General features: G+C 71.6%; 26 protein-coding genes. 14 read left to right on the top strand and 12 right to left on the bottom strand.

Translation table 11 applies throughout. The features are described 5' to 3' along the window. Positions 1–581: 581 nt before the first annotated feature. Both ABD236_RS04605 and ABD236_RS04600 read right to left on the bottom strand, forming a co-directional pair. Entirely contained in the window at positions 582–989 is a 408-nt protein-coding gene (locus ABD236_RS04605; RefSeq protein WP_344070391.1) for a CU044_2847 family protein, read from the bottom strand. Positions 990–1,050: 61 nt separating this feature from the next. After that, the gene (locus ABD236_RS04600) at positions 1,051–1,842 is read right to left on the bottom strand and encodes a metal-dependent hydrolase (RefSeq protein ID WP_344070389.1); all 792 of its coding nucleotides are present in this window, start codon (positions 1,840–1,842) and stop codon (positions 1,051–1,053) included. Between the two features lie 124 nt (positions 1,843–1,966). On the opposite strand from ABD236_RS04600, the gene ABD236_RS04595 reads away from it, so the two are divergent. From ABD236_RS04595 to ABD236_RS04585, 3 genes are read left to right on the top strand one after another with little or no spacing between them, the layout of a single operon-like run. Beyond that, the gene (locus ABD236_RS04595; protein WP_344070387.1) at positions 1,967–4,480 is read left to right on the top strand and encodes a DEAD/DEAH box helicase; all 2,514 of its coding nucleotides are present in this window, start codon (positions 1,967–1,969) and stop codon (positions 4,478–4,480) included. Between the two features lie 37 nt (positions 4,481–4,517). Further along, the gene (locus tag ABD236_RS04590; protein ID WP_344070385.1) at positions 4,518–5,396 is read left to right on the top strand and encodes an acyl-CoA thioesterase; all 879 of its coding nucleotides are present in this window, start codon (positions 4,518–4,520) and stop codon (positions 5,394–5,396) included. Positions 5,397–5,437: 41 nt separating this feature from the next. Further along, entirely contained in the window at positions 5,438–5,926 is a 489-nt protein-coding gene (locus tag ABD236_RS04585) for a glutathione peroxidase (RefSeq protein WP_344070383.1), read from the top strand. A gap of 80 nt (positions 5,927–6,006) precedes the next feature. Here ABD236_RS04585 and ABD236_RS04580 read toward each other — a convergent pair whose 3' ends face one another. Beyond that, a complete protein-coding gene (locus ABD236_RS04580) occupies positions 6,007–7,236 on the bottom strand; it encodes an acyl-CoA dehydrogenase family protein (protein ID WP_344070381.1) in 1,230 nt (409 codons plus the stop codon). 206 nt (positions 7,237–7,442) lie between these two features. On the opposite strand from ABD236_RS04580, the gene ABD236_RS04575 reads away from it, so the two are divergent. Continuing rightward, positions 7,443–8,093, top strand: coding sequence for a TetR/AcrR family transcriptional regulator (locus ABD236_RS04575; RefSeq protein ID WP_344070379.1), 651 nt, complete (start codon positions 7,443–7,445; stop codon positions 8,091–8,093). Between the two features lie 267 nt (positions 8,094–8,360). Here ABD236_RS04575 and def read toward each other — a convergent pair whose 3' ends face one another. Further along, a complete protein-coding gene (gene def, locus ABD236_RS04570; RefSeq protein ID WP_344070377.1) occupies positions 8,361–8,918 on the bottom strand; it encodes a peptide deformylase in 558 nt (185 codons plus the stop codon). 117 nt (positions 8,919–9,035) lie between these two features. On the opposite strand from def, the gene ABD236_RS04565 reads away from it, so the two are divergent. From ABD236_RS04565 to ABD236_RS04535, 7 genes are all read left to right on the top strand, one after another. After that, a complete protein-coding gene (locus ABD236_RS04565; RefSeq protein WP_344070375.1) occupies positions 9,036–10,274 on the top strand; it encodes a MurT ligase domain-containing protein in 1,239 nt (412 codons plus the stop codon). A 22-nt stretch (positions 10,275–10,296) separates the two neighbouring features. Then, on the top strand, positions 10,297–11,025 hold the full coding sequence (locus ABD236_RS04560) for a type 1 glutamine amidotransferase (RefSeq protein WP_101387171.1): 729 nt from the start codon (positions 10,297–10,299) through the stop codon (positions 11,023–11,025). 170 nt (positions 11,026–11,195) lie between these two features. Further along, a complete protein-coding gene (locus ABD236_RS04555; protein WP_344070371.1) occupies positions 11,196–12,221 on the top strand; it encodes a 6-phosphofructokinase in 1,026 nt (341 codons plus the stop codon). 105 nt (positions 12,222–12,326) lie between these two features. Further along, on the top strand, positions 12,327–13,277 hold the full coding sequence (locus tag ABD236_RS04550) for a cytochrome c oxidase assembly protein (RefSeq protein ID WP_344070369.1): 951 nt from the start codon (positions 12,327–12,329) through the stop codon (positions 13,275–13,277). Between the two features lie 83 nt (positions 13,278–13,360). Next, positions 13,361–13,519 carry a hypothetical protein gene (locus tag ABD236_RS04545; RefSeq protein WP_180357116.1) on the top strand — a complete coding sequence of 53 codons (159 nt, stop codon included), beginning with the start codon at positions 13,361–13,363 and terminating at the stop codon, positions 13,517–13,519. A 40-nt stretch (positions 13,520–13,559) separates the two neighbouring features. Continuing rightward, entirely contained in the window at positions 13,560–14,261 is a 702-nt protein-coding gene (locus ABD236_RS04540) for a lysophospholipid acyltransferase family protein (RefSeq protein WP_344070362.1), read from the top strand. Positions 14,262–14,325: 64 nt separating this feature from the next. Further along, positions 14,326–15,354 carry an NAD-dependent epimerase/dehydratase family protein gene (locus tag ABD236_RS04535; protein ID WP_344070360.1) on the top strand — a complete coding sequence of 343 codons (1,029 nt, stop codon included), beginning with the start codon at positions 14,326–14,328 and terminating at the stop codon, positions 15,352–15,354. A gap of 63 nt (positions 15,355–15,417) precedes the next feature. Here ABD236_RS04535 and ABD236_RS04530 read toward each other — a convergent pair whose 3' ends face one another. The 8 genes from ABD236_RS04530 to ABD236_RS04495 all read right to left on the bottom strand — a co-directional run bounded on the left by ABD236_RS04530 (position 15,418) and on the right by ABD236_RS04495 (position 22,516). Continuing rightward, a complete protein-coding gene (locus ABD236_RS04530) occupies positions 15,418–16,995 on the bottom strand; it encodes an alpha/beta hydrolase (protein ID WP_344070358.1) in 1,578 nt (525 codons plus the stop codon). A 109-nt stretch (positions 16,996–17,104) separates the two neighbouring features. Next, the gene (locus ABD236_RS04525; protein WP_425543815.1) at positions 17,105–17,896 is read right to left on the bottom strand and encodes an urease accessory protein UreD; all 792 of its coding nucleotides are present in this window, start codon (positions 17,894–17,896) and stop codon (positions 17,105–17,107) included. Beyond that, positions 17,884–18,561 carry an urease accessory protein UreG gene (ureG, locus tag ABD236_RS04520; protein WP_344070356.1) on the bottom strand — a complete coding sequence of 226 codons (678 nt, stop codon included), beginning with the start codon at positions 18,559–18,561 and terminating at the stop codon, positions 17,884–17,886. Before ureG ends, ABD236_RS04525 begins: the two co-directional genes overlap by 13 nt. Before the next feature lie 432 nt (positions 18,562–18,993). Next, positions 18,994–19,668 (bottom strand): urease accessory protein UreF, encoded by a 675-nt coding sequence (locus ABD236_RS04515; RefSeq protein ID WP_344070354.1) that lies wholly within the window; start codon positions 19,666–19,668, stop codon positions 18,994–18,996. 12 nt (positions 19,669–19,680) lie between these two features. After that, positions 19,681–21,402 (bottom strand): urease subunit alpha, encoded by a 1,722-nt coding sequence (locus tag ABD236_RS04510; RefSeq protein ID WP_344070352.1) that lies wholly within the window; start codon positions 21,400–21,402, stop codon positions 19,681–19,683. After that, positions 21,395–21,706, bottom strand: a complete 312-nt coding sequence (locus ABD236_RS04505) for an urease subunit beta (RefSeq protein WP_344070349.1) — start codon at positions 21,704–21,706, stop codon at positions 21,395–21,397. Before ABD236_RS04505 ends, ABD236_RS04510 begins: the two co-directional genes overlap by 8 nt. 15 nt (positions 21,707–21,721) lie before the next feature. Continuing rightward, complete coding sequence (locus tag ABD236_RS04500; protein ID WP_344070347.1) at positions 21,722–22,024, bottom strand: urease subunit gamma; 303 nt, start codon at positions 22,022–22,024, stop codon at positions 21,722–21,724. A gap of 210 nt (positions 22,025–22,234) precedes the next feature. Next, positions 22,235–22,516, bottom strand: coding sequence for a type II toxin-antitoxin system Phd/YefM family antitoxin (locus ABD236_RS04495; protein ID WP_344070345.1), 282 nt, complete (start codon positions 22,514–22,516; stop codon positions 22,235–22,237). A gap of 96 nt (positions 22,517–22,612) precedes the next feature. Between ABD236_RS04495 and ABD236_RS04490 the strand changes: the two genes are divergently transcribed. The 3 genes from ABD236_RS04490 to ABD236_RS04480 all read left to right on the top strand — a co-directional run bounded on the left by ABD236_RS04490 (position 22,613) and on the right by ABD236_RS04480 (position 24,536). Beyond that, positions 22,613–23,245 (top strand): ATP-dependent Clp protease proteolytic subunit, encoded by a 633-nt coding sequence (locus ABD236_RS04490; protein ID WP_344070343.1) that lies wholly within the window; start codon positions 22,613–22,615, stop codon positions 23,243–23,245. A 5-nt stretch (positions 23,246–23,250) separates the two neighbouring features. Beyond that, entirely contained in the window at positions 23,251–23,559 is a 309-nt protein-coding gene (locus tag ABD236_RS04485) for a hypothetical protein (RefSeq protein ID WP_344070341.1), read from the top strand. Between the two features lie 503 nt (positions 23,560–24,062). Continuing rightward, positions 24,063–24,536 carry a C40 family peptidase gene (locus tag ABD236_RS04480; RefSeq protein ID WP_344070339.1) on the top strand — a complete coding sequence of 158 codons (474 nt, stop codon included), beginning with the start codon at positions 24,063–24,065 and terminating at the stop codon, positions 24,534–24,536. The last annotated feature ends 4 nt before the right edge of the window (positions 24,537–24,540 follow it).

Raw genomic sequence — 24,540 nt, 5'->3', positions numbered from 1 at the left:
CAGCCCGACGACCGCGTCGCCCCACGCGTCGCCCACGATCACCGGGGCGCCGCTGAAGCCGGGCTGGACGCGCAGCGCCGACTCGCTGGCGGCGTCGAGCTGGACCAGTCCCCCACCGACGGTGCCCCGCAGCCGGCAGGCGGACCAGGCGCCGTTGGCGATACGGGCCGGGCCGGGCGGATAGCCGAAGACCCCGGCCTCCACGTCCTCGGCCCCGCCGCCCCGCACCGCGACCAGCCGGGCGGGCCCGGCGCCGGCCGGCAGGGTGTCGCCCACCACCACGAGCCCGGCCGTGTCGCGCCCGCCCACCCCGGGCGCGGCGGGCGGGTCCCAGGCGGCGATCCGGCACTCCCGCAGCGGGGCGCCCTCCGCGTCGCCGAGGAGGGGGAAGTCGACGCGGATGCGGATGCCGTCCGGCGGCCGCTCGCGCACGGCCTTGTCCCGGCCGAGCGCCGCGTTGATGACATGGGCGCAGGTCACGATGTGCTTCTCGCCGACGACACAGCCCACGCCGGCCGCCGTCGGCGGTTCGGCCGTGGTGTGCCGGATCCTGACGACGAAACCCTCCCGCCGGCTCATGGTCAGGCGCGGTTCCAGACGAGCTTGACGGCGAAGTTCACCTCGGCCGTCCCCTTGGCGATGATCACGCCGGTGTCACCGCCCGCCTTGAGGCCGAACGCGATCTCCACCTCGTCGGGCCCGAGGCCCCGTACCGTCTCGACGACCCGGGACAGCGCGGGCCGCACCTGGTCCATCGCCTCGGTGAGCGAGACCCGCGCCCGGGCCACCACGCCGGTGCCGACCGCGGCCAGTTCCAGCTCGCCCTCCGGCTCGTCCTCGCCGATCTCGAACACGGCCAGCACATCGCTGCCGCTCTCCAGCGGCATCGTCAGAATCTGCCCCATGCCCTCGCCCCCGCCGCCCTCACTGCCGTACGAGCGCGGCGCGTCCGCCCGGAGTGCGGGAGCCGCCGCGATGACGGGTCCCATCGTCGGCCACCGCGGGCCGCGGGCGCAGGCGGTTCGGTGAAACCCGTCCGCCTCGGCGGGCTCAGATGAAGTTCAGCGCCCCCGCCGCCCCCATTCCCCCCAACACCATGAACGCCGGCATCAGCACCTTCAGCTCCACCCAGCTCCCGGCCCTGAAGCGCATCGCCTTCGGCGGGCCGAGCGGGTACCAGCGCTTGCGGCCCAGCGGGATCGGCCACAGGATCGGGCAGCCCGAGACGGTCAGCGCGTCCCCGATGTCGTGGACCAGGGCGCCCAGCACGATCGGCAGGCCCAGCCACAGGTACTCCTGGCCGGCGCCGGTGAACAGCCAGTGCGAGCCGTTGCCGGGCTTGTCGAGGACCCCGGCCATGATCCAGGCGCCGGCCGCGCCGAGCAGCCACACCAGGATGTCGCTGGACACCCGGGCGGCCCGCCACAGCAGGCCCTCCACGGCGAGCACCACATGGACGAAGAGGATGCCGAGCACCGCCCAGCGGCCGCCGAACATGGCCGCCGCCGAGGCGCCGGCCCCGATCAGCACGGCCCACAGCCAGGTGTGGGTGAGCGTGCGGTGGCCGCCGTTGCGGCGCGGGTCGCCTGGGCCCCGGGTGGCCTTGTAGACGGCGTGCGAGAGGTCGTCGACGACTCCGCACAGCGCCCGGGAGACCGGTCCGAAGGCGCGCGAGATGGTCGCGGACTTGTGGTCCAGGTCGGGCGCGAGCGCCGCCCCGGCGCTGATCAGCGCGCCCACCACGAGCACCGGCCAGGGCATGGCGTGCCCCGCGGCCGCGGTGGCGGCCCCCACCCCCAGCCAGGCCGCCGCTCCTGACAGTGAGTGCGCAGGTCCCATCATGACCGTGCCCCGCCCCCATTTCCTGTTGTCCCGTGGCCCAGTTGAAGGGGCAGCCTATCGTTCATGATCTTCGTGCCCCTCGGCCGGTTCCCTCTCATGGGGTCGAGCCAGGCAAGATGGGGGCGTGACCCTTATCGATCAGCTGCCGCCGAGTGCCGACCCCGACGCCCTCTTCGAGGCCTTCTCCACCTGGGCCGAGGAGCGGGGCATCTCCCTGTACCCGGCGCAGGAGGAGGCCCTGATCGAGGTGGTCTCGGGGAACAACGTGATCCTGTCCACCCCGACCGGCTCCGGAAAGAGCCTGGTGGCGGCGGGTGCGCACTTCGCGGCGCTGGCCCGGGACGAGGTCACGTTCTACACCGCGCCGATCAAGGCGCTGGTCTCGGAGAAGTTCTTCGACCTGTGCAAGCTCTTCGGCACCGAGAACGTCGGCATGCTGACCGGCGACGCCTCGGTGAACGCCGACGCCCCGGTCATCTGCTGCACCGCCGAGGTGCTGGCCTCCATCGCGCTGCGCGACGGCAAGCACGCCGACATCGGCCAGGTCGTGATGGACGAGTTCCACTTCTACGCCGAGGCGGACCGCGGCTGGGCCTGGCAGATCCCGATCCTGGAGCTGCCGCAGGCGCAGTTCGTCCTGATGTCGGCGACCCTCGGCGACGTCTCGATGTTCGAGAAGGACCTGACCCGGCGTACCGGCCGGGAGACCGCGGTGGTCCGCTCGGCGACCCGCCCGGTGCCGCTCTCGTACGAGTACGTCACCACGCCGATCACCGAGACGCTGACCGAGCTCCTGGAGACCCGGCAGTCGCCGGTCTACATCGTGCACTTCACCCAGGCCCAGGCGGTGGAGCGGGCGCAGTCGCTGATGAGCATCAACATGTGCTCGCGCGAGGAGAAGGACGCGATCGCGGAGCTGATCGGCAACTTCCGCTTCACCACCAAGTTCGGCCAGAACCTCTCCCGCTATGTGCGCCACGGCATCGGGGTGCACCACGCGGGCATGCTGCCCAAGTACCGCCGGCTGGTCGAGAAGCTGGCGCAGGCGGGCCTGCTGAAGGTGATCTGCGGTACGGACACGCTGGGCGTCGGCGTCAACGTGCCGATCCGCACGGTGCTGTTCACCGCGCTCACCAAGTACGACGGCAACCGGGTGCGGACCCTGCGCGCCCGGGAGTTCCACCAGATCGCGGGCCGGGCGGGGCGGGCCGGGTTCGACACCGCCGGGTTCGTGGTCGCCCAGGCGCCCGAGCACGTCATCGAGAACGAGAAGGCGCTCGCCAAGGCGGGCGACGACCCCAAGAAGCGCCGCAAGGTGGTCCGCAAGAAGGCCCCCGAGGGCTTCGTCGCCTGGTCGGACACCACCTTCGAGAAGCTGATCGCCGCCGAGCCCGAGCCGCTGACCTCGCGCTTCAGGGTCACCAACATCATGCTGCTCTCGGTGATCGCCCGGCCGGGCAATGCCTTCGAGGCGATGCGCCGCCTGCTGGAGGACAACCACGAGCCGCGCAAGGCGCAGCTGCGGCACATCCGCCGCGCCATCGCCATCTACCGCTCGCTGCTGGACGGCGGTGTGGTGGAGCAGCTGGACACCCCGGACGCCGAGGGCCGCACCATCCGGCTCACCGTCGACCTCCAGCAGGACTTCGCGCTCAACCAGCCGCTGTCCACCTTCGCGCTGGCCGCCTTCGACCTGCTCGACCCGGAGTCGCCCTCGTACGCGCTCGACATGGTCTCCGTCGTCGAGTCGACGCTCGACGACCCGCGCCAGATCCTCGCCGCCATGCAGAACAAGGCGCGCGGCGAGGCCGTCGGGCAGATGAAGGCGGACGGCGTCGAGTACGAGGAGCGCATGGAGCGGCTCCAGGACATCTCGTATCCGAAGCCGCTGGAAGAGCTGCTGTGGCACGCCTACAACGTCTACAAGAAGTCGCACCCGTGGGTGGGCGACCACCCGGTCTCGCCGAAGTCCGTCATCCGTGACATGTACGAACGGGCGCTCACCTTCACCGAGTTCACCTCCTGGTACGAGCTGGCGCGCACCGAGGGCATCGTGCTCCGCTACCTGGCGAGCGCGTACAAGGCGCTCGACCACACCATCCCGGACGATCTGAAGACCGAGGATCTGGAGGACCTGATCGCCTGGCTGGGCGAGATGGTGCGCCAGGTCGACTCCAGCCTGCTCGACGAGTGGGAGCAGCTGGCGAACCCGGAGATCCAGACGGCCGAGGAGGCCCAGGAGAAGGCCGACGAGGTCAAGCCGGTCACCGCGAACGCCCGCGCCTTCCGGGTCCTGGTGCGCAACGCGATGTTCCGCCGGGTGGAGCTGGCCGCGCTCGACAACGTGGACGCGCTGGGCGAGATGGACGCCGAGTCCGGCTGGGACGCGGACGCCTGGGGCGAGGCGATGGACGCCTACTGGGACGAGTACGAGGACCTGGGCACCGGCCCCGACGCGCGCGGTCCCAAGCTGCTGGCGATCGAGGAGGACCCGGCGCACGGTCTGTGGCGCGTCCGGCAGACCTTCGCCGACCCGAACGGCGACCATGACTGGGGAATCAGCGCGGAGATCGACCTCGCGGCGTCCGACGAGGAGGGCCGCGCGGTGGTCCGCGTCACCGCCGTGGGCCAGCTCTGACCCCTTCGCCCTTCGCTCCCGAGAGGACCGCGACGCCATGACCAACCCCGCCGAGAGACTCGTCGATCTGCTCGACCTGGAGCAGATCGAGGTCGACATCTTCCGCGGCCGCAGCCCCGAGGAGTCCCTCCAGCGGGTCTTCGGCGGCCAGGTGGCCGGCCAGGCGCTGGTGGCGGCCGGGCGCACCACGGACGGCGAGCGCCCGGTGCACTCGCTGCACGCCTACTTCCTGCGCCCCGGCCGCCCCGGCGTGCCGATCGTCTACCAGGTCGAGCGGGTGCGGGACGGCCGCTCCTTCACCACCCGCCGGGTCACCGCGGTCCAGCAGGGCCGCACGATCTTCAACCTGACGGCCTCCTTCCACCAGCCGGAGCCGGGCAGCATCGAGCACCAGCTGCCGCCGCGCCTGGACTTCCCGGACCCGGAGTCGCTGCCCTCGGTCGCGGACGAGATCCGCGAGCACCTGGGCGCGCTGCCGGAGGCCCTGGAGCGGATGGCGCGCCGCCAGCCCTTCGACATCCGGTACGTGGACCGGCTGCGCTGGACGCCCCAGGAGATCAAGGACGCGGACCCGCGCAGCGCGGTGTGGATGCGCGCGGTCGGCCCGCTGGGCGACGACCCGCTGGTGCACACCTGCGCGCTCACCTACGCGTCCGACATGACGCTGCTCGACGCGGTCCGCATCCCGGTCGAGCCGCTGTGGGGCCAGCGGGGCTACGACATGGCCTCGCTCGACCACGCGATGTGGTTCCACCGCCCCTTCCGTACCGACGAGTGGTTCCTGTACGACCAGGAGTCCCCCATCGCGACCGGCGGCCGGGGCCTGGCCCGCGGCCGGATCTACGACCGCGAGGGCCGGCTGCTGGTGTCGGTGGTCCAGGAGGGCCTGTTCCGCCCGCTGTCGGCCCGCGACTGACCGGTCCGATTCCCTGTCACGCTGTTACGAGGAGTTAGTTGATGAGCCTGTACGACATCCCGCTGCGCACGCTGACCGGTGAGCCCACCTCGCTCGCCGACTACAAGGGCAAGGCGGTGCTGGTGGTGAACGTGGCGTCCAAGTGCGGTCTGACCCCGCAGTACGCCGGTCTGGAGCGCCTCCAGGCGCAGTACGGCGAGCGCGGCTTCACGGTGCTCGGTGTGCCCTGCAACCAGTTCGGCGCCCAGGAGCCCGGCAGCGCGGAGGAGATCCAGACGTTCTGCTCGGCGACGTACGGAGTGACGTTCCCGCTGCTGGAGAAGACCGACGTCAACGGCGACGGCCGGCACCCGCTGTACACGCGCCTGACCGAGGTCGCGGACGCGGACGGCGAGGCCGGCGACATCCAGTGGAACTTCGAGAAGTTCCTGATCTCCCCGGCCGGCGAGGTCGTCGCCCGGATCCGTCCGCGCACCGAGCCGGAGGCCCCGGAGGTCGTCGCGGCGATCGAGGCGCAGCTGCCGGTCTGAGCGTCGCTGAGGGCCGGCGAGACCGATACGGCTCCGTTCCCGCCACACGGGAACGGAGCCGGCCGGGTAGCGGCCGAAAGCTAGCGGATCGGCATGCCCGACAGGGTGCGGGCGATCACCAGGCGCTGGATCTCGCTGGTGCCCTCGAAGATCGTGTAGATCGCCGCGTCCCGGTGCATGCGCTCCACCGGGTACTCCCGGGTGTAGCCGTTGCCGCCGAGGATCTGGATCGCCTGCGCGGTGACCTTCTTGGCGGTCTCACTGGCGAAGAGCTTGGACATCGAGCCCTCGGCCGACTCGAACTTCTTGCCCGCGGTCGCCATCCAGGAGGCCCGCCACACCAGCAGCCGGGCCGCGTCGATCTGGGTGCGCATGTCGGCGAGCTGGAACGCGACGCCCTGGTTGTCGATGATCGGGCGGCCGAACTGCTCGCGGCTCTTGGCGTATTCCAGCGCGTAGTCGTACGCGGCGCGGGCCGTGCCGACCGCCATGGCGCCGACGGCCGGGCGGGAGGCCTCGAAGGTGGCCATGGCCGCGTTCTTCACCCGCTCGCCGCCGCCCGCCCTCGCCTTCTCGCGGGCCCGGGCGAGGCGCTCGTCCAGCTTCTCCTTGCCGCCGAGCAGACAGTGGCCGGGGACGCGTACGTCCTCCAGGACGACCTCGGCGGTGTGCGAGGCGCGGATGCCGTGCTTCTTGAACTTCTGGCCCTGCGAGAGGCCCGGGGTGTTCGGCGGGACGATGAAGGAGGCGTGCCCCTTGGAGCCGAGGCCGGGGTCGACGACGGCCACGACCACGTGCACATTGGCTATGCCGCCGTTGGTGGCCCAGGTCTTGGTGCCGTTGAGCACCCACTCGTCCTTGGCCTCGTCGTAGACGGCCTTGGTACGCATGGAGGCGACGTCGGAGCCCGCGTCCGGCTCGGACGAGCAGAAGGCGGCGACCTTCACGTCGTCCACGTCGCCGTACATCTGCGGGATCCAGGTGCCGATCTGCTCCTCGGTGCCGTTGGCGAGCACGCCGACGGCCGCGAGGCCGGTGCCGACGATCGACAGGGCGATGCCCGCGTCGCCCCAGAACAGCTCCTCCATGGCGACCGGGATACCGAGACCGGTCGGGTCGAAGAACTGTTGGGCGTAGAAGTCCAGGGAGTAGATTCCGACCTTGGCGGCTTCCTGGATCACCGGCCAGGGGGTCTCCTCGCGCTCGTCCCACTCCGCGGCGGCGGGCCTGACGACGTCCTTCGCGAACCCGTGCAACCAGTCCCTGACCTGCTTCTGGTCGTCGCTCAGCTCCATCGTGAACTCAGCCATGTCCCCTCCACCACTTCCCGTGCCACAGACAAGCGTTACTTGCGGTAACGGCAGTATGTTACTGGCCGGTAGAGCCTGTCAACCAGCGAACGGCCACCCAGCGGAGGGACTGGCCCAAGTGTTACGTTGCGCAGGCATTCCGGATGGCGGAACACGTCGGCGGAACCACGTAAGACGCAGTACGAGTACGGGCGGGGAGACGAGCCATGGAGACCACACACCAGGCCGAACAGCAGCGGGCGTCGGCCGAGAGCCGTCGGCGGGAGCTGCTGGAGGCGGCGGACCGGGTGGTGCTCCGGGACGGCCCCAAGGCGTCGATGAACGCGATCGCCGCGGAGGCGGGGATCACCAAGCCGATCCTGTACCGGCACTTCGGGGACAAGGGCGGCCTCTACCGGGCGCTGGCGCAGCGCCACACCGACGCGCTGCTCGCGGCGCTGCGGGCGGCGCTGGACGCGCCCGCGGGGCGCCGGGAGCGGGTGGAGGCGACGCTGGAGACGTATCTGGTGGCGATCGAGGCGCGGCCCCAGGTGTACCGCTTCCTGATGCACCCCGCGGAGGAGTCCGCCGGGGGCGAGCAGCCCGGCTTCGACGTGGGCCGGCACTCCGCGCCGCTGCTGCGGCGGATGGGCGAGGAGCTGGGCGTGGTGATCGCCGAACGGATCGACCTCGGGCCGGGCAGCGAGGCGCTGGCGCGGGTGTGGGGGCACGGGATCGTCGGCATGATGCACGCGGCGGGTGACTGGTGGCTGGGGGAACGGCCGTGTTCCCGCGCGGAGTTGGTGTCGGGGCTGGCGGATCTGCTGTGGGGGCGGCTGGCCGCGGCGGCGGACCGCGTGGGCGGCCCTGGGTTCTAGGCCCCACCCCGCCCCTTCCCTAAACCCTCCGGGGGTGGGTGGGGGTGAAGGTGGCTCTCCCGGGGGCTACGCCCCCGGACCCCCCACCCCGCTGCGCGTTCGTCTGCGGGCCGGTGGTGGTTGCTCGCGCAGTTCCCCGCGCCCCTAGGTAGTACGGCTCGCCCGGCGCCTAAAGGGGGGCCGCAGGCCCTCTAAGGGGCGCGGGGAACTGCGCGACCAGCCGTCCACGGTCCGCAGACAGAAACAGCCGGCCGCCCGCCAGAGGGCTTAAGGGAACGGGCGGGGTGGGGGATTCCAACCGGCGCGACGGGCCGCGCGCAGGACTCGCCCCCGCCGCCACCCCGTCAAGCGATCCGCGTACACCAACCCCTCCAGGTGGTCCATCTCATGCTGGAGGCACCGCGCGAAGAACCCCGTTCCGGCCACCCGCACCGGATCCCCCGACACCGTCCACCCCTCCACCACGGCCTCGTCGTACCGTTCCGTACCGGCCTCCAGGCCCGGCAGGGACAGACAGCCCTCGGGGCCGCGGAGCACGACGCCGTCGGTCGACACCAGACGGGGGTTGACGAGGTGTCCGAGGTGGCGGACGTCCTCGTCGTCGGGGCAGTCGTAGACGAACACCCGCAGGCCCACGCCGATCTGACTGGCCGCGAGGCCCACCCCCCGCGCCGCGTACATCGTGGCGAAGAGGTCCTCGACGAGGCGGCCGAGGGAGGGGCCGAAGTCGGTGACGGGCTCACAGGGGGCGTGCAGCACCGGGTCGCCGAGGAGAGACATCTCTCGTACGGTGCCGGAACTGCCGGGAATCGGGCGGTGACGCATGGCCGCAAGCGTACGTTCCGGGCCACTCGGAGCCGCGCTGGTGGTGGCGCGGTTCGGGCCGCTGTCCGGATCTCGATAGGCTGAGGTCCGACCCAGGCGCAAGGAGGATCAAGGACGATGGCAGGCAACGCGGAGCCGCTGTCACCGCGGGCCAAGCTCGCCGTGACGGCGGGCAAGGCCGCTGCGGCGGTGTCGCGCGCGGCGGGGCGGGGCAGTGGATCGGTGATCGGCGGCCGGGTGGCGCTCAAGCTGGACCCCGATCTGCTGGGGCGGCTGGCGACTCACCTGGACGTGGTCCTGGTCTCGGCGACGAACGGCAAGACGACGACGACCCGGCTCATCGCCGAGGCGCTGCGGGCCAGCGGCCCGGTGGTGTCCAACGCGCTGGGCGCCAATATGCCCGCGGGCATCACCTCGGCGCTGGCGGGCGGCTCGGACGCCCGCTTCGGCGTCATCGAGGTGGACGAGAAGTACCTCGCGGGGGTCGCTCGCGATGTGACGCCCAAGGCGATCGCGCTGCTCAACCTGAGCCGCGACCAGCTCGACCGGGCCGCCGAGACCCGGATGCTCGCCGAGAAGTGGCGCGAGGGACTCCAGGGCACCAAGGCCGTGGTGATCGCCAACGCCGACGACCCGCTGGTCGTCTGGGCGGCGTCCTCCTCCCCCAACGTGGTGTGGGTGGCGGCCGGCCAGGAGTGGAAGGACGACGCCTGGTCGTGCCCGGCCTGCGGCGGTGTGATGCAGCGCCCCGGCGACGACTGGTTCTGCGGTGAGTGCGGCTTCCGCCGCCCCGCCCCGAGCTGGGTGCTGAGCGGCGACTACGTACTGGACCCGCACGGCTCGGCCTGGCCGATCCACCTCCAGCTGCCGGGCCGCGCCAACAAGGCCAACGCCGCCACCTCCGCCGCGGTCGCCGCGGTCTTCGGGGTGCCGCCGCAGGTCGCCCTGGAGCGGATGTACCAGGTGCAGGCGGTCGCCGGACGCTACGACGTGGTCTCCTTCCAGGGACGCGAGCTGCGGCTGCTGCTCGCGAAGAACCCGGCGGGCTGGCTCGAAACGTTTTCCCTGATCGACCCGCCGCCCACACCGGTGATCCTCTCCGTCAACGCCCGCGGCGCCGACGGCACGGACACCTCGTGGCTGTGGGACGTCGACTACACCCGGCTCGCCGGCCACCCGATCTTCGTGATCGGCGACCGCAAGCTGGACCTGGCGGTCCGCCTGGAGGTCGCGAACCTGGACTTCCGGGTCTGCGAGAGCCTCGCGGAGTGCGTCCAGCTGGCGCCGCCCGGCCAGATCGAGCTGATCGCCAACTACACCGCCTTCCAGGACGTGCGCCGCACGGTCGGCAACTAGACCCCCTAAGGAGCAAGCGAGCATGAGCGACAACAGCCTGCGCCTCGTGTGGGTCTACCCCGACCTGCTGAGCACCTACGGCGACCAGGGCAACGCGCTGGTCGTGGAGCGCCGGGCCCGCCAGCGCGGCCTGGACGTGGCCCGTCTGGACGTCCGCAGCGACCAGCCGGTGCCGTCGTCCGGCGACATCTATCTGATCGGCGGCGGCGAGGACCGGCCGCAGCGGCTCGCGGCCGAGCGGCTGCGCCGCGACGGCGGCCTCCAGCGCGCCGCCGCCAACGGCGCGATCATCTTCTCGGTCTGCGCCGGCTACCAGATCCTGGGCCACGAGTTCATCAACGACCTCGGGGAGCGCGAGCCGGGCCTCGGTCTGCTCGACGTGGTCTCCACCCGGGGCGAGGGCGAGCGCTGCGTCGGCGACGTGCTGGGCGACATCGACGAGCGCCTGGGCCTTCCGCAGTTGACCGGTTTCGAGAACCACCAGGGCATCACGCACCTGGGCCCCACGGCCCGCCCGTTCGCCCGGGTGCGCCTGGGCCGGGGCAACGGCACCGGCGACGGCACCGAGGGCGCGTACAACGAGACGGTGTTCGGCACGTACATGCACGGACCCGTCCTCGCGCGGAACCCGCAGATCGCGGACCTGCTGCTGAAGCTGGCCCTCGACGTCAACGCGCTGCCGCCGACCGACGACCGCTGGTACGAGGCGCTGCGCGCCGAGCGGATCGCCTCGGCGACCCAGCCCGCCTGACCCGGAGCCGACCCGGAAGCGGGCACCCGGAAGGCCGTTCGTAGCTTCGCACGACGTCCAGCAGTCGGACGGCTGATTCGGCCCCGCCACCCTGCGCCGGTAGGGTGGCGGGGATCCAACCGGACGACGGGGTCCGGTCGTCGGCCCACGTTGCAAAGGTTTTCCGGGCAATGCGAATTGGTGTACTCACCTCCGGCGGCGACTGCCCCGGCCTGAACGCCGTCATCCGTTCCGTCGTGCACCGCGCGGTGGTCGACCACGGCGACGAGGTCATCGGCTTCCACGACGGCTGGAAGGGTCTCCTGGAGGCCGACTACCGCAAGCTCGACCTGGACGCGGTCGGCGGCATCCTCGCCCTCGGCGGTACGATCCTCGGCTCCTCCCGGGTCCAGCCCGCGCATCTGCGCGACGGCGTCGAGCGCGCCAGGGGCCATGTCGCCGAGCTCGGCCTCGACGCGATCATCCCGATCGGCGGCGAGGGCACGCTCAAGGCCGCCCATCTGCTCTCCGAGGCGGGCCTGCCCATCGTCGGCGTGCCGAAGACCATCGACAACGACATCGCCTCCACCGACGTCACCTTCGGCTTCGACACGGCCGTGGGCGTGGCCACCGAGGCCCTCGACCGCCTCAAGACCACCGCCGAGTCGCACCAGCGGGTGCTGATCGTCGAGGTCATGGGCCGGCACACCGGCTGGATCGCGCTGCACTCGGGCATGGCCGCCGGCGCCCACGCGATCGTCGTCCCCGAGCGCCCCTTCGACATCGACGAGCTCACCGAGCTGGTCGGCCGCCGCTTCTCGGCGGGCAAGAAGTTCGCGATCGTGGTCGTCGCCGAGGGCGCCAAGCCGCGCGAGGGCTCGATGCGCTTCGACGAGGGCGGCACCGACATCTACGGCCACGAGCGCTTCGCGGGCGTCGCCAGCCAGCTCTCCGTGGAGCTGGAGCGGCGGCTGAACAAGGAGGCCCGCGCGGTCATCCTCGGCCACGTCCAGCGCGGCGGCACCCCCACCGCGTACGACCGCGTCCTGGCCACCCGGTTCGGCTGGCACGCCGTGGAGGCCGTGCACCGCCGCGAGTTCGGGATGCTGACCGCGCTGCGCGGCACCGACATCACCATGGTCCCGCTCGCCGAGGCCACCGCGACGCTCAAGACCGTCCCGGCCGAGCGGTACTCCGAGGCGGAGTGCGTGCTCTGACAGCCGGACGGTTTCCCGCGCAACGAGCCGCCCCCGGTCGCGATCGCGACCGGGGGCGGTTCTACTCTGGGTGCGGACAACCGGTACGAAATCAGGAGTCAGCGGATGGATCACAGCGGGCACGGCATGAACATGGATCTGCCGCCGTTCACGCTGGGGCGCGGCCTCGAGTGGTCCACGGACCCGTTCTTCCTGATCGGCTGTGTGGCGGGACTCGGTCTGTACGGCTGGGCGGTGCTGCGGCTGCGCAGGCGCGGCGACAGCTGGCCGGTGAGCCGGACGGTGTTCTGGACGCTGGGCGTGCTGAGCATCGCCCTGGTGATGTGCACCAGGCTGAACGACTACGGCATGGTCATGTTTAGCGTGCACATGGTCCAGCACATGGTCATCAGCATGCTCTCGCCGATCCTGCTGCTGCTCGGCGCGCCGGTGACGCTGACGCTGCGCGCGCTGCCGGTCGCCGGACGCGGCCGCAAGGGCCCGCGCGAGCTGCTGCTCGCCCTGCTGCACAGCCGCTATCTGAAGGTGATCACGCATCCCGCGTTCACCATCCCGATGTTCATCGCGAGCCTGTACGCGCTCTACTTCACCCCGCTCTTCGACTTCCTGATGGGTTCGAGGACCGGCCATATCGCGATGATGGTCCACTTCCTCGCCGTCGGCCTGATCTTCTTCTGGCCGATCATGGGCGTCGACCCGGGCCCGCACCGCCCCGGCTACATCATGCGGATGCTGGAGCTCTTCGCGGGCATGCCGTTCCACGCCTTCTTCGGCATCGCGCTGATGATGGCGACCCAGCCGATGATCGGCACGTACAAGAACCCGCCCTCCTCGCTCGGCATCGACGCGCTCGCCGACCAGGAGGCGGCCGGCGGCATCGCCTGGGCGTTCAGCGAGATCCCGTCCGTGGTGGTGCTCATCGCCCTGGTCTTCCAGTGGTACGCCACCGAGAAGCGCGAGGCGAGGCGCCAGGACCGGGCCGCCGACCGCGACGGCGACAAGGAGCTCGCCGCCTACAACGCCTATCTGGCCTCGCTCAACGCACGCGGTCAGTAGCACTCGGTGCGCCGCTCTGGCGCGGCGGGCCCCCTCGGGGCGACCATGGACCCCACGGCAGCGGCCGGGAGGAAGGGGACCCCATGCCTGGTACGACGAAGGCGATGGTGGTGCTCACCGTCGTGGCGCTGGTGATGATCACTGCGTACACGGTGGCGCTCGGCAGCAGCGGCTGGCTCTGGTTCGGCTGGGTGGTCCTCGGCCTGGCGACGGTGGGCATGGCGGCCTCGCGCAGCGCCTGAGCGGCGGCCCGGCGGGCGGGTCGAGTGAGGAGCTGGTGCGTTGCTGTACTACGTGCTCAAGTACGCCGTTCTGGGGCCGCTCCTGAGGCTGCTCTTCCGGCCCCGGATCGAGGGCCTGGAGCACATCCCGGACGAGGGTCCGGCGATCGTCGCGGGCAACCACCTGTCGTTCTCCGACCACTTCCTGATGCCGGTGATGCTCAAGCGCCGCATCACCTTCCTCGCCAAGCAGGAGTACTTCACCGGGCCCGGCGTCAAGGGCCGGCTGACCGCCGCCTTCTTCCGTGCGGTCGGGCAGATCCCGGTGGACCGCTCCGGCAAGGAGGCCGGGCAGGCGGCGATCCGCGAGGGGCTCGGGGTGCTGAGCAGGAACGAGCTGCTCGGCATCTACCCGGAGGGCACCCGCTCGCACGACGGCAGGCTCTACAAGGGCAAGGTCGGGGTCGCCGTGATGGCGCTCAGGGCGCGGGTGCCGGTGATCCCCTGCGCGATGGTCGGCACCTTCGAGATCCAGCCGCCCGGCCAGGTGGTGCCGAAGATCCGGCGGGTCACCATCCGCTTCGGCGAGCCGCTGGACTTCTCGCGTTACGCGGGCATGGAGAACGAGAAGGCGGTGCTGCGGGCCGCCACCGACGAGCTGATGTACAAGATCCTGGAGCTCTCGGGGCAGGAGTACGTCGACCGGTACGCGGCCGAGGTGAAGGCCGAGGAGGCGGGAAAGTTCCCGAGGATCCTCGGCTGACAGCGGATCCGCGCTGGGCGCAACGCCCTGGCCCCCGTGATCACCTGGCCCTAGCGTCCCGTACATGGCAAAAGGAACAGCGTTCGTCATAGGGGCCACGGGGCAGATCGGGCGGGTCGCGGTGCGCGTGCTCGCCGAGGACGGCTGGGAGGTGCGTGCCGCCTCACGCGGCGGCGGCAGCGACCCCGGCTGGCCGGAGGGGGTGCGCCCGCTGGCGCTCGACCGGGGCGCGGAAGGGGAGCTGGCCGCCGCTCTGGGGGCCGGCTGCGACGTCCTGGTGGACATGGTGGCGTACGACGGCGGACACGCCCGCCAGATCGCCTCGCTCGCCGACCGCGTCGGCTCGGCGGTGGTGATCTCCAGCGGGGCGGTGTACGAGGACGAGAGGGGCCGCAGCTTCGACACCCAGGGCGAGCCGGACGGCTCCCCCCGCTACCCGCTGCCGATCCCCGAGTCGCTGGCCACGGTCGAGCCGGGCGACCGGACGTACGGCACGCGCAAGATCCAGCTGGAGCGGGAGCTGCTCGCCTCGCCGCTGCCCTCGACGCTGCTGCGGGCCGGCGCGGTCCACGGGCCGCACTGCCGCAGCCCGCGTGAGCTGTTCTTCGTGAAGCGGGCGCTGGACCGGCGCCCGGTGCGGGTGCTCGCGTACGGCGGGGCGAGCCGCTTCCATCCCGCGCATGTCGCCAACATCGCCGAACTCGTCCGGCTGGCGGCGCTGCGGCCCGGCTCGCGGGTGCTCAACGCGGCCGATCCGCAGGCGCCCACGGTCGCCGAGATCGGCGCGGCGGTCGACGAGGTGCTGGGAGTGGACAGCGAGACCGTGGTCTTCGACGGGGCGCCCGCGGAAGGCAGCACCGTCGGCCTCACCCCGTGGAGCGCGCCGCACTCCGTCGTCTACGACATGGCGGCGGCCGAGCGGGAGCTGGGCTACCGGCCGGTGACGGGGTACGTGGAGTCGCTGCCCGCGACGGTCGCCTCGATCGTGGACCGGCTCGGGGGCGGTGACTGGCGGGAGGCGTTCCCCGGGATGGCCAACTACCCGGACCTGTTCGACTACGCGGCCGAGGACGCCTGGCTGGCCGCGCGGTGAGGGCCTGACAACGCGAAGGGGGCGGCCGGGGTTCCCGGCCGCCCCCTCATACGCGCTCGGCCGTCACGGCTTCGGCGTGGCGTGCGGGGTGCACGTCACATCGGCGCTGTCGACCTTGCCGGAGAGGAAGTAGGCGTCCACCCGGGTGTTGATGCACGGGTTGACCAGACCGGTCACGCCGTGCGAACCCGCGTCCTTCTCGGTGATCAGGCGCGAGCCCTTGAAGCGCTGGTGCAGCGAGACGGCGCCCTGGTACGGCGTGGCCGCGTCCCGGGTGCTCTGGACGATCAGGACGGGCGGCAGGCCCTTGCCGGTCCTGACCTCGACCGGGGTCTGCTGCTTGGTCTGCCAGGTGGCGCACGGCAGGTTCATCCAGGCGTTCGCCCAGGTCATGAACGGGTTGTTCTTGTGGAGCCGGGTGTTGTCCCGGTCCCACTTCTTCCAGCTGGTGGGCCACTTGGCGTCCGCGCACTCGACGGCGGTGTAGACCGCGTTGCCGTTCTCGGCGCTGATGTTGCCCTTGATGTCCGACATGTCCGGAGCGGCCGCGTCGACCAGCGCCTTGGTGTCGCCCGCCACGTACGCGCTCCACGTCCGGGCGGTGGACGCCCAGGCCGAGTCGTAGTACGGGGCGTTCTGGAAGTACGCGATGAGCTCGGCCGGACCGACCACGCCGCCGAGGGGGCTCTTCTTCGCCTGGGCGCGCAGCTTGAGCCACTGCGCCTCGACCTTGGCCCGGGTGTCGCCGAGGTGGAAGGTGGCGTCGTTCTTGGCGACCCAGTCCTGCCAGTCGTTCCAGCGGCCCTGGAAGGCGACGTCCTGGTTCAGGTTGGCCTGGTACCAGATGTTGTCGCGGGCCGGGTCGACGACGCTGTCCACCAGCATGCGGCGCACGTGCGAGGGGAAGAGCGTGCCGTAGACCGCACCCAGGTAGGTGCCGTAGGAGACGCCCAGGTAGTTGAGCTTCTTCTCACCGAGCGCGGCGCGGATGACGTCCAGGTCGCGGGCGGTGTTCGGGGTGGTCATGAACGGCAGCATCCAGCCGCTGCGCTCGGCGCACCCGTCCGCGTACTCGGCGGCGAGCTTGCGCTGGGCGCGCTTGTCGGCCTCGCTGTCCGGGACCGGGTCGGCCTTGGGCGCCTTGACGTACTCCTGCGGGTCGACACAGGAGATCGGCGTCGAGTGGCCCACGCCGCGCGGGTCGAAGCCCACGAAGTCGTACGCTTTGGCGGTGTTGGCCCACAGGGGGTTCTTGTTGGTCACCCGGGTCGGGAAGCGCATACCGGACGCGCCGGGGCCGCCCGGGTTGTAGATCAGGGCGCCCTGGCGCTCGGCCGGGGTGCCGGTCGAGCCGATGCGGTCCACGGCGAGCTTGATCTGCTGGCCGTACGGGTGGGCGTAGTCGAGCGGAACGCTGACGTAACCGCACTGGATCGGCTTGGCGAAGCCCCAGTCGGCCGGGCAGTCGGTCCAGTCGATGCCCTTCTTGGCGGCCCGTTCGGCGGCGAGCTCCACGCCACGCGCCTCGGACGTGCCGTGATGACGGCTTTCGGCGGTGGCCACCGGTGCCGCGATCGCGCCGGCTATGAGCGTGCCCGCGATCAGAGTGCCGGCCGAGCCGAGCACTGCGGTGCGTCTCAAGTCGTTCCTCCCCCAGCTGAGGTGCGCCGCGTCGGAGCGGCGCGTTCCATGGTCTCGGGGGATCCTCGCGCCTCGGTGGGTGTCGAGAACAGGTCGTACTGGTGTTTCTTTACCGAACCGATAGCCGGGATACGGAGTCCCGCTGAGCGGTGCCCCCTTCGCCGAGTCCGTCGAGTACGCGCCGCAGCAGCCGGGCGTCCGGCGCCAGCGCGGTGACCAGGAAGGCGGGTCCTGCCAGCGGAGTCAGCACCGCGCTCTCCGAAAGCATCCGTGCCTCGACGGGCTTTTCGGCCAACTCCGGGTCGACGACGAGGAGTTGCCCCACCGCCCGGTGCCCGCCGAGCACCGCCGATCCGTTCCAGCCACCGGGCGCGCCCGGGCCGTACGCGAGCTCCTGGTCCAGGAGCGGGCGGCCCGCGCGGTGCACGGTGAGCCGGGTGGTGAGCGTACCGGGCTCCTCGCCGTGGCGCCCCAGGATCTGCTCCTCCCGCAGGACGAGCCGGGCGTCGGCCGCGAGCTCGACCCGGGTATGCATCCGCAGCTCGCTGCCGCGCGCCGAGATCAGCTGCTCGGGCAGCCAGCGCAGCTCGCCGCCGGGACCGACGGCGAGCCGCACGTCGTACCGCGCGGGCTCCCCCGTGCGGCCCGGCAGCGCGATGGTGGCGGCGGCCGAGTCCACGGTGAGCCGGGCTCCCTCCCGCACCTCGGCCTCGAGGGCGAGGCGGTCGCCGCCGAGCGGGGCGCTCATCGCCCCGACGACGGTGACCCGGTGGTGTGCCCCGGTGGCCCGGGTGCGGCGCAGCGCCAGCGGCCCCTCGCCCGCGAGGACGGGCAGGCCGCCGGGGGTGGCGACGATCCTGGCGGTGGCGCGCACCCCGGCGCCGCTGGTCATCCCTGCCATGCGGCGAGCCGCTCCCGTACCCACCGGGCCACCGCGTCGACGCCGTCCTCGGACCTCAGCGACTGGAAGACCACGGGCAGTTCGGCCCGCTGCTCCTTGGCGTCGCGGGCCATCCGGGCCAGGTCCGAGCCGACGTACGGGGCGAGGTCGGTCTTGTTGACGACGAGCAGGTCCGCCGTGGTGACTCCCGGCCCGCCCTTGCGGGGGATGTCGTCGCCGCCCGCCACGTCGATCACGAAGAGCTGGGCGTCCACCAGCCCCTTGGAGAAGGTGGCGGTGAGGTTGTCGCCGCCGGACTCGACCAGGATGAGATCGAGTGGCCCGACCTCCTCCTCCAGCTCCTCGACGGCTTCGAGGTTGGCGGAGATGTCGTCCCGGATGGCGGTGTGCGGGCAGGCGCCGGTCTCCACCGCCCGGATCCGCTCGGGCGGCAGCACGGCGTTGCGCAGCAGGAACTCGGCGTCCTCGCGGGTGTAGATGTCATTGGTGACGACGGCGAGCGAGAACCGCTCCCGCAGGGCCTGGCAGAGCGCGGCGACGGTAGCGGTCTTCCCGGACCCGACGGGCCCCCCGAGCCCGACACGCAAGGCCCGACGGCTCCCGTCGGGCCGGCGGGCATCGGCGCTGAGGGCGGCGGGGCCGGGGTGGGAGTGGTCTAGGTGCATCGGTGGGACTCCTTGTCGGTCCAGTGGGACGGCTCATGAGGGCCCGTAAGGGCGGTTCGGCTCCACCCGGTTCGGGCGGTCCGGGCGGTCCGGCTCCACCCGGTTCGAGCAGGTTTCTCGGCCCGTACGGGCGGTTCGGGCCCACCCGGTTCGAGCAGGTTCCTCGGCCCGTACGGGCGGTTCGGGTCCACCCGGTTCGAGCAGGTTCCTCAGCCCGTACGGGCGGTTCGGGTCCACCCGGTTCGAGCAGGTTCCTCAGCCCGTACGGGCGGTTCGGCTCCGCCCGGTCGAGCAGGTTTCTCAGCCCGTCCGGCGCTTGAGGACGAGCCCGTTCAGGGCGATACGGGGGCCCGGGGGCGGAGCCCCCGGCAACGGCGCCCCACCCCCACCCGCCCCCGGCAGGGTTTCGGGAAGGGGCGGGGTGGGGGAAAGCTACGACGCGAACAACCGCACCGGCCACGCCGCATGCGCCTCAGCCATGACATCGAGCAGCGGAGCCGACGCGGCGGGCAGCACCTCCACCCCCTCCACGACAGCCTCGGCAGCCGCCCCCGCAGCCCGCGCGGCCACCACGTCCAGCTCCGGCGCCAACCGCGCAAGCACCCCCGTGGCATCGAACGGATCGAGACTCAGCAGCCGCACCACCGCCGTGGCGGGCCCGCTGACGCACTCGTACGCCACGCAGTGCGCCGCGTCCTCCGCCCCCAGCCCCGCCCCCCGCGCGGCGAGCCCGAGCACGATCGGCTGATGGGCCCCGCGCGGCCGGGAAGCGGCGAGCGCGGCCAGCTCCTCGCTCGGCCAGGTGGCCCGGGCCGCCCGCATCATCTGGCGGCCGAGCCGGCGCGCGGTGGCCCGCAGCGCGGGAGAGGGGGTGCGCGCGTCGGCCGCCTCGTCGAGGGCGAGCGGGTCGAGACCGAGCGCGGCCGCCGCGGCGAGCGAGGCGGCCACCAGACCGGCCGTGTGCAGCCGCCCCCGGCAGAACTCCGCCAGATCGTCCGCGTCCCGGACACGGCCGGCCCGCACGGCGGCCTCGGCGCCCCCCGAGTGGGCGTGGCCACCGGCCGGGAACCGTCCGTCGGCGAGGACGAGCAGTGCTGCGCGAGTCATGTACAGCCACTCTCAGAAGAGGAAGTACCGCTGGGCCATGGGCAGTTCGGCGGCGGGCGCGGGCTCGACCACCTCGCCGTCGATGGTCACCGTGAAGGTGTCCGGGTCGACCCTGACGTCCGGCAGCGCGTCGTTCTCCCGCATGTCCGCCTTGCCCACCCGCCGGGTGCTCTTGATGGCGGTGAACCGCTTGGCCAGGCCGAGCCGTTCGGGCAGTCCGTCGTCGAGGGCCGCCTGCGACACGAAGGTGAGCGAGTTGGCCGCCGGAGCCTTCCCGTGCGCGCCGAACATCGGCCGGGGCAGGACGGGCTGGGGCGTGGGGATGGACGCGTTGGCGTCGCCCATCTGCGCGTACGCGATCTGGCCGCCCTTGATCACGAGCTGGGGCTTGACGCCGAAGAAGGCGGGCTCCCACAGCACCAGGTCGGCGAGCTTGCCCGGCTCGACCGAGCCGATCTCGCCGTCCAGGCCCTGGGCGACGGCCGGGTTGATCGTGTACTTGGCGACATAGCGGCGCGCCCGGTGGTTGTCGGCGCGCCCGTCGCCCGCGAGCGCTCCCCGGCGCACCTTCATCACGTGCGCGGTCTGCCACGTCCGCAGGATGACCTCGCCGATCCGGCCCATCGCCTGGGAGTCGGAGGAGAGGATCGAGATGGCGCCCAGGTCGTGCAGGATGTCCTCGGCCGCGATGGTCGAGGGCCGGATGCGGGACTCGGCGAACGCCAGGTCCTCCGGCACCGCCGGGTTGAGGTGGTGGCAGACCATCAGCATGTCGAGGTGCTCCTCGATGGTGTTGACGGTGTGCGGCCGGGTCGGGTTGGTGGAGCTGGGCAGGACGTACGGCTCGGAGACGACGGTGATGATGTCCGGGGCGTGCCCGCCGCCCGCGCCCTCGGTGTGGTACGCGTGGATGGAGCGGCCGGCGATGGCGGCCAGGGTGTCGCCGACGAAGCCCGCCTCGTTCAACGTGTCGGTGTGGATGGCGAGTTGGGCGCCGGTCTCGTCACAGACGCTCAGGCAGGCGTCGATGACGGCCGGGGTCGCGCCCCAGTCCTCGTGGATCTTGAACCCGAGGGCGCCGCCGCGCAGCTGGGAGTGCATGGCCTCGCGCGACATGGTGTTGCCCTTGCCGAGCAGACCGATGTTGACGGGCGCGTTCTCCAGGGCCGCGAACATCCGGGCCAGATGCCAGGGGCCGGGGGTGACGGTAGTGGCCTTGGTGCCCTCGGCGGGTCCGGTGCCGCCGCCGACGAGGGTGGTGATGCCCGAGGAGAGCGCCTGGTCGATCAGGGTCGGCGAGATGAAGTGGACATGGGTGTCCACCGCGCCCGCCGTGAGGATCTTCCCGTTGCCCGCGATGATCTCGGTCTCGGGGCCGATCACGAGGTCGGGGTGGACACCGTCCATGGTGTCGGGGTTGCCCGCCTTGCCGAGCGCGGTGATGCGCCCGTCGCGAATGCCGAGGTCCGCCTTGACGACGCCCCAGTGGTCGAGGACGACGACGCCGGTGATCACGGTGTCGGGCGCGCCCTCGGCGCGGGTGGTGCGGGCCTGGCCCATGGACTCGCGGATCACCTTGCCGCCGCCGAACACCGCCTCGTCGCCGGCGCGTCCGGGCCCGCCGCAGCGGTCCTCCTCGATCTCCACGAGCAGGTCGGTGTCGGCGAGCCGGATGCGGTCGCCGGTGGTGGGGCCGAACAGGTCGGCGTAGACGGCGCGGTGGAGCTCAGCCATCGAGGGGGCCTCCGATCTCGCCGCGCAGCCCGGGCACGATCCGGCGTCCGGTGAGGGGGACGAGCTCGACATCGACGGGGATGCCGGGTTCGAAGCGCACGGCGGTGCCCGCGGCGATGTTCAGCCGCAGCCCGCGGGCGGCGGCGCGGTCGAAGTCCAGGCCGGGGTTGGCCTCGGCGAAGTGGTAGTGCGAGCCGACCTGGACGGGCCGGTCGGCGGCGTTGACGACGGTCGTCGTGGTGATCGCGCGGCCCTCGTTGAGGGCGACGGGCTCGTCCGCGAAGAGGATCTCTCCCGGGATCATGGCGGCGCTCCCCCGTCAGACGATCGGCTCGTGGACGGTGACGAGCTTGGTGCCGTCCGGGAAGGTCGCCTCGACCTGGACGTCGTGGATCATCTCGGGGATGCCCGGCATGACGTCGTCGCGGGTGAGCACCTTCCGTCCGGACTCCATGAGTTCGGCGACCGTCCTCCCGTCGCGGGCGCCCTCCAGGATGTGCGAGGTGATGAGTGCGACGGCCTCGGGGTGATTGAGCATCACCCCCCGGGCACGGCGCTTGTCCGCGACGTCCGCGGCCACATGGATGAGCAGTCTCTCCTGCTCATGCGGCGTCAGTTGCACGCTTCCCACCTCACAGTCGTGCCCGGAACGGGGGAATCCCGCTTCGACGCTGCGGGACCCTGTCCTAGTTCAACACTCTGTTGACCTGGGGTTCCCTGCTCCACAGCGAGGCATTGCACGTTACGGCGGAAGTTTTTCCGGCTCGTTAACTGACGCTTTGCATATCCATGGCCAATGCATCCATCACGGCCCCGGGCGAACCGGAACCCCTCAGTCACCCGCCGGGGGCCGGCGATGCTCGGCGGCGATGCCGAACCGGCGCCGTTCGCCGGGAGCGGACGAGACCTGGCGCACCGAGGAGACCGAGCTGATCACCTGCTCCTCGGCCGGCTCCGCCGCGCCTTCGAGTCGTTCCAGGTCAGCGGCGGACACCAGAGCGACGAGGGGCTTGCCGTGCCGGGTCACGACGACGCGTTCGCCGCCGTACACCACGCGGTTGATCAGCTCGGCGAGCTCAGCTCGGGCTTGCGTCACCGGAATCTCATAGGCCATGCTCCCCATCATAACGGCCTGTACGTCCTGTACATTTTTTACAGAGACACCGTTGCGCTGCTCCCGGCGGCGCCGGCACCAGAGAAGAGGTACGTCATGCACGGCCTGTCCGCCCGCTACGTTCTGCCCGAGTTCTCCGAGCGCACCTCGACCGGGGTCCGCACCCTCGACCCGTACTCCAAGCTCCTCGAAGAGCGGATCGTCTTCCTCGGCACCCCCGTCGACGACACCGCGGCCAACGACGTGATGGCCCAGTTCATGCAGCTGGAGCACGCCGACCCCGACCGGGACATCTCGCTGTACATCAACTCCCCCGGCGGCTCGCTCACCGCGATGAGCGCCATCTACGACACGATGCGGTTCGTCACCTGCGACGTGGAGACGGTGTGCATGGGCCAGGCCGCCTCGGCGGCGGCCGTGCTGCTCGCCGCGGGCACCCCGGGCAAGCGGCTCGCGCTGCCCGGCGCCCGGATCCTGATCCACCAGCCCTCGGTCGCCGAACCGATCCAGGGCCAGCCCTCCGACCTGGAGATCTACGCCGCCGAACTCCAGCGCGGGCGCGCGCTGTTGACCGAGCTGCTGGCCCGGCACACCGGGCGGAGCGTCGAGCGGATCAGCGCCGACATCGAGCGGGACACCATCCTCGACGCCACCGCCGCCGCCGCGTACGGGCTGGTCGACCACGTCGTCGCCAGCCGCAAGAACTCGGCCGCCGCGCAAGGGAGGTAGAGGCCGTGGTGCCCGAACTGCCGCCGCTGCCCGCGCTGACGCGCGCCGAGGGCGAGTTCATCGACGCGTATCTGGACGCACTGGACAAGCTCGGCCGGATCAACCCGGCCCGGCACCGCGACACCTACGGCGCGCTCCGGGCCGCGCAGGCACTCGTCGGGCGGGCCGTGGCGCTGCGGGACGCGCTGGCGACCATGCATCTGCGCGGCGAGCGGGAGCTGCACACCGAGACGCTGGCGCGGGCGCTCCGGCTGCTCGACGGGGAGCGCCGGGCGGGCCGTGTGACGGTGCCGCCGCCGTCATCCGCGAGTTGACCCCGCGGTGTCCGCCGACCCCCGCGCCGGTACGAGTCGGCGTCCCTCGTTCGCACCATCCGATGGTCCGAACGACGTACCGGCGATGTTGCTCCGAATGCGCAGACACCGAACGGAATGAATCGTTCCATCGCCGGTACGACGCAGGTCGGACCCCCCGTCAGGGGGCTTGAAACATCGATGTCCACCCGAACGGGTCAGTCGTGAGGAGCCTCACAAAACGCCGTTTCGGCTCGGAAATCCGACACTTCGTGGGTCAAGATCCCTTCCGACGACAAGCCCCCGCCGCCGCGGCGGGGCGGTCCGGGCGGACGCCGAGTCCTGCCGCCGTACCCGGATGACTGGTCGACTGAGTGGATCGGCAGGAGTGGAGGACCCAAGCAGTGCGGGCCCACCGGGAGACCGGGAGGCCCTTGGGGTGAAGCCGCGAGAGCGGCCGGGCATCTTCGCCAGTCCGAACCCGACAGGTCATCCTTCGCAGGCGGTTTGACGAAGGGTCGCGCATGTCTGCGCTGAACAACTTTCCTGCCCTGCTGACCCGCGCCGGCGCGGTCTCCGCCCTCACGCTCGCCGCCGTCGGCGGCACGATGCTGGCGCCGGGCGCCGCCAGTGAGGCGAGTGCCGCGACGTCGGGGACGAAGGCGCTCAACGTCGCCGCGTCGAAGAAGGGCGCGCCTTACAAGTACGGTGCCAGCGGCCCGTACCGGTTCGACTGCTCGGGGCTCACCCTCTACTCCTTCAAGCAGGCGGGCAAGAAGCTGCCCCGCACCACCCAGCAGCAGTACAACAGCACCAGGCACATCTCGTCGTCCTCGCGCCAGCGCGGCGACCTGGTGTTCTTCCACTCCGGATCGAACGTCTACCACGTGGGAATCTACGCCGGGGACGGCAAGATATGGCACTCCCCCAAGACGGGGTCCGTGGTCCGGCTGGAGAAGATCTGGTCGAAGAGCGTCTGGTACGGGCGCGTGCGCTGACGTA

The sequence above is a fragment of the Streptomyces crystallinus genome, from assembly GCF_039521265.1.
Lineage (GTDB): Bacteria > Actinomycetota > Actinomycetes > Streptomycetales > Streptomycetaceae > Streptomyces > Streptomyces crystallinus.
The sequence above is the reverse complement of the archived record's forward strand: the minus strand, read 5'-3'. Positions and strand labels throughout refer to the sequence as shown.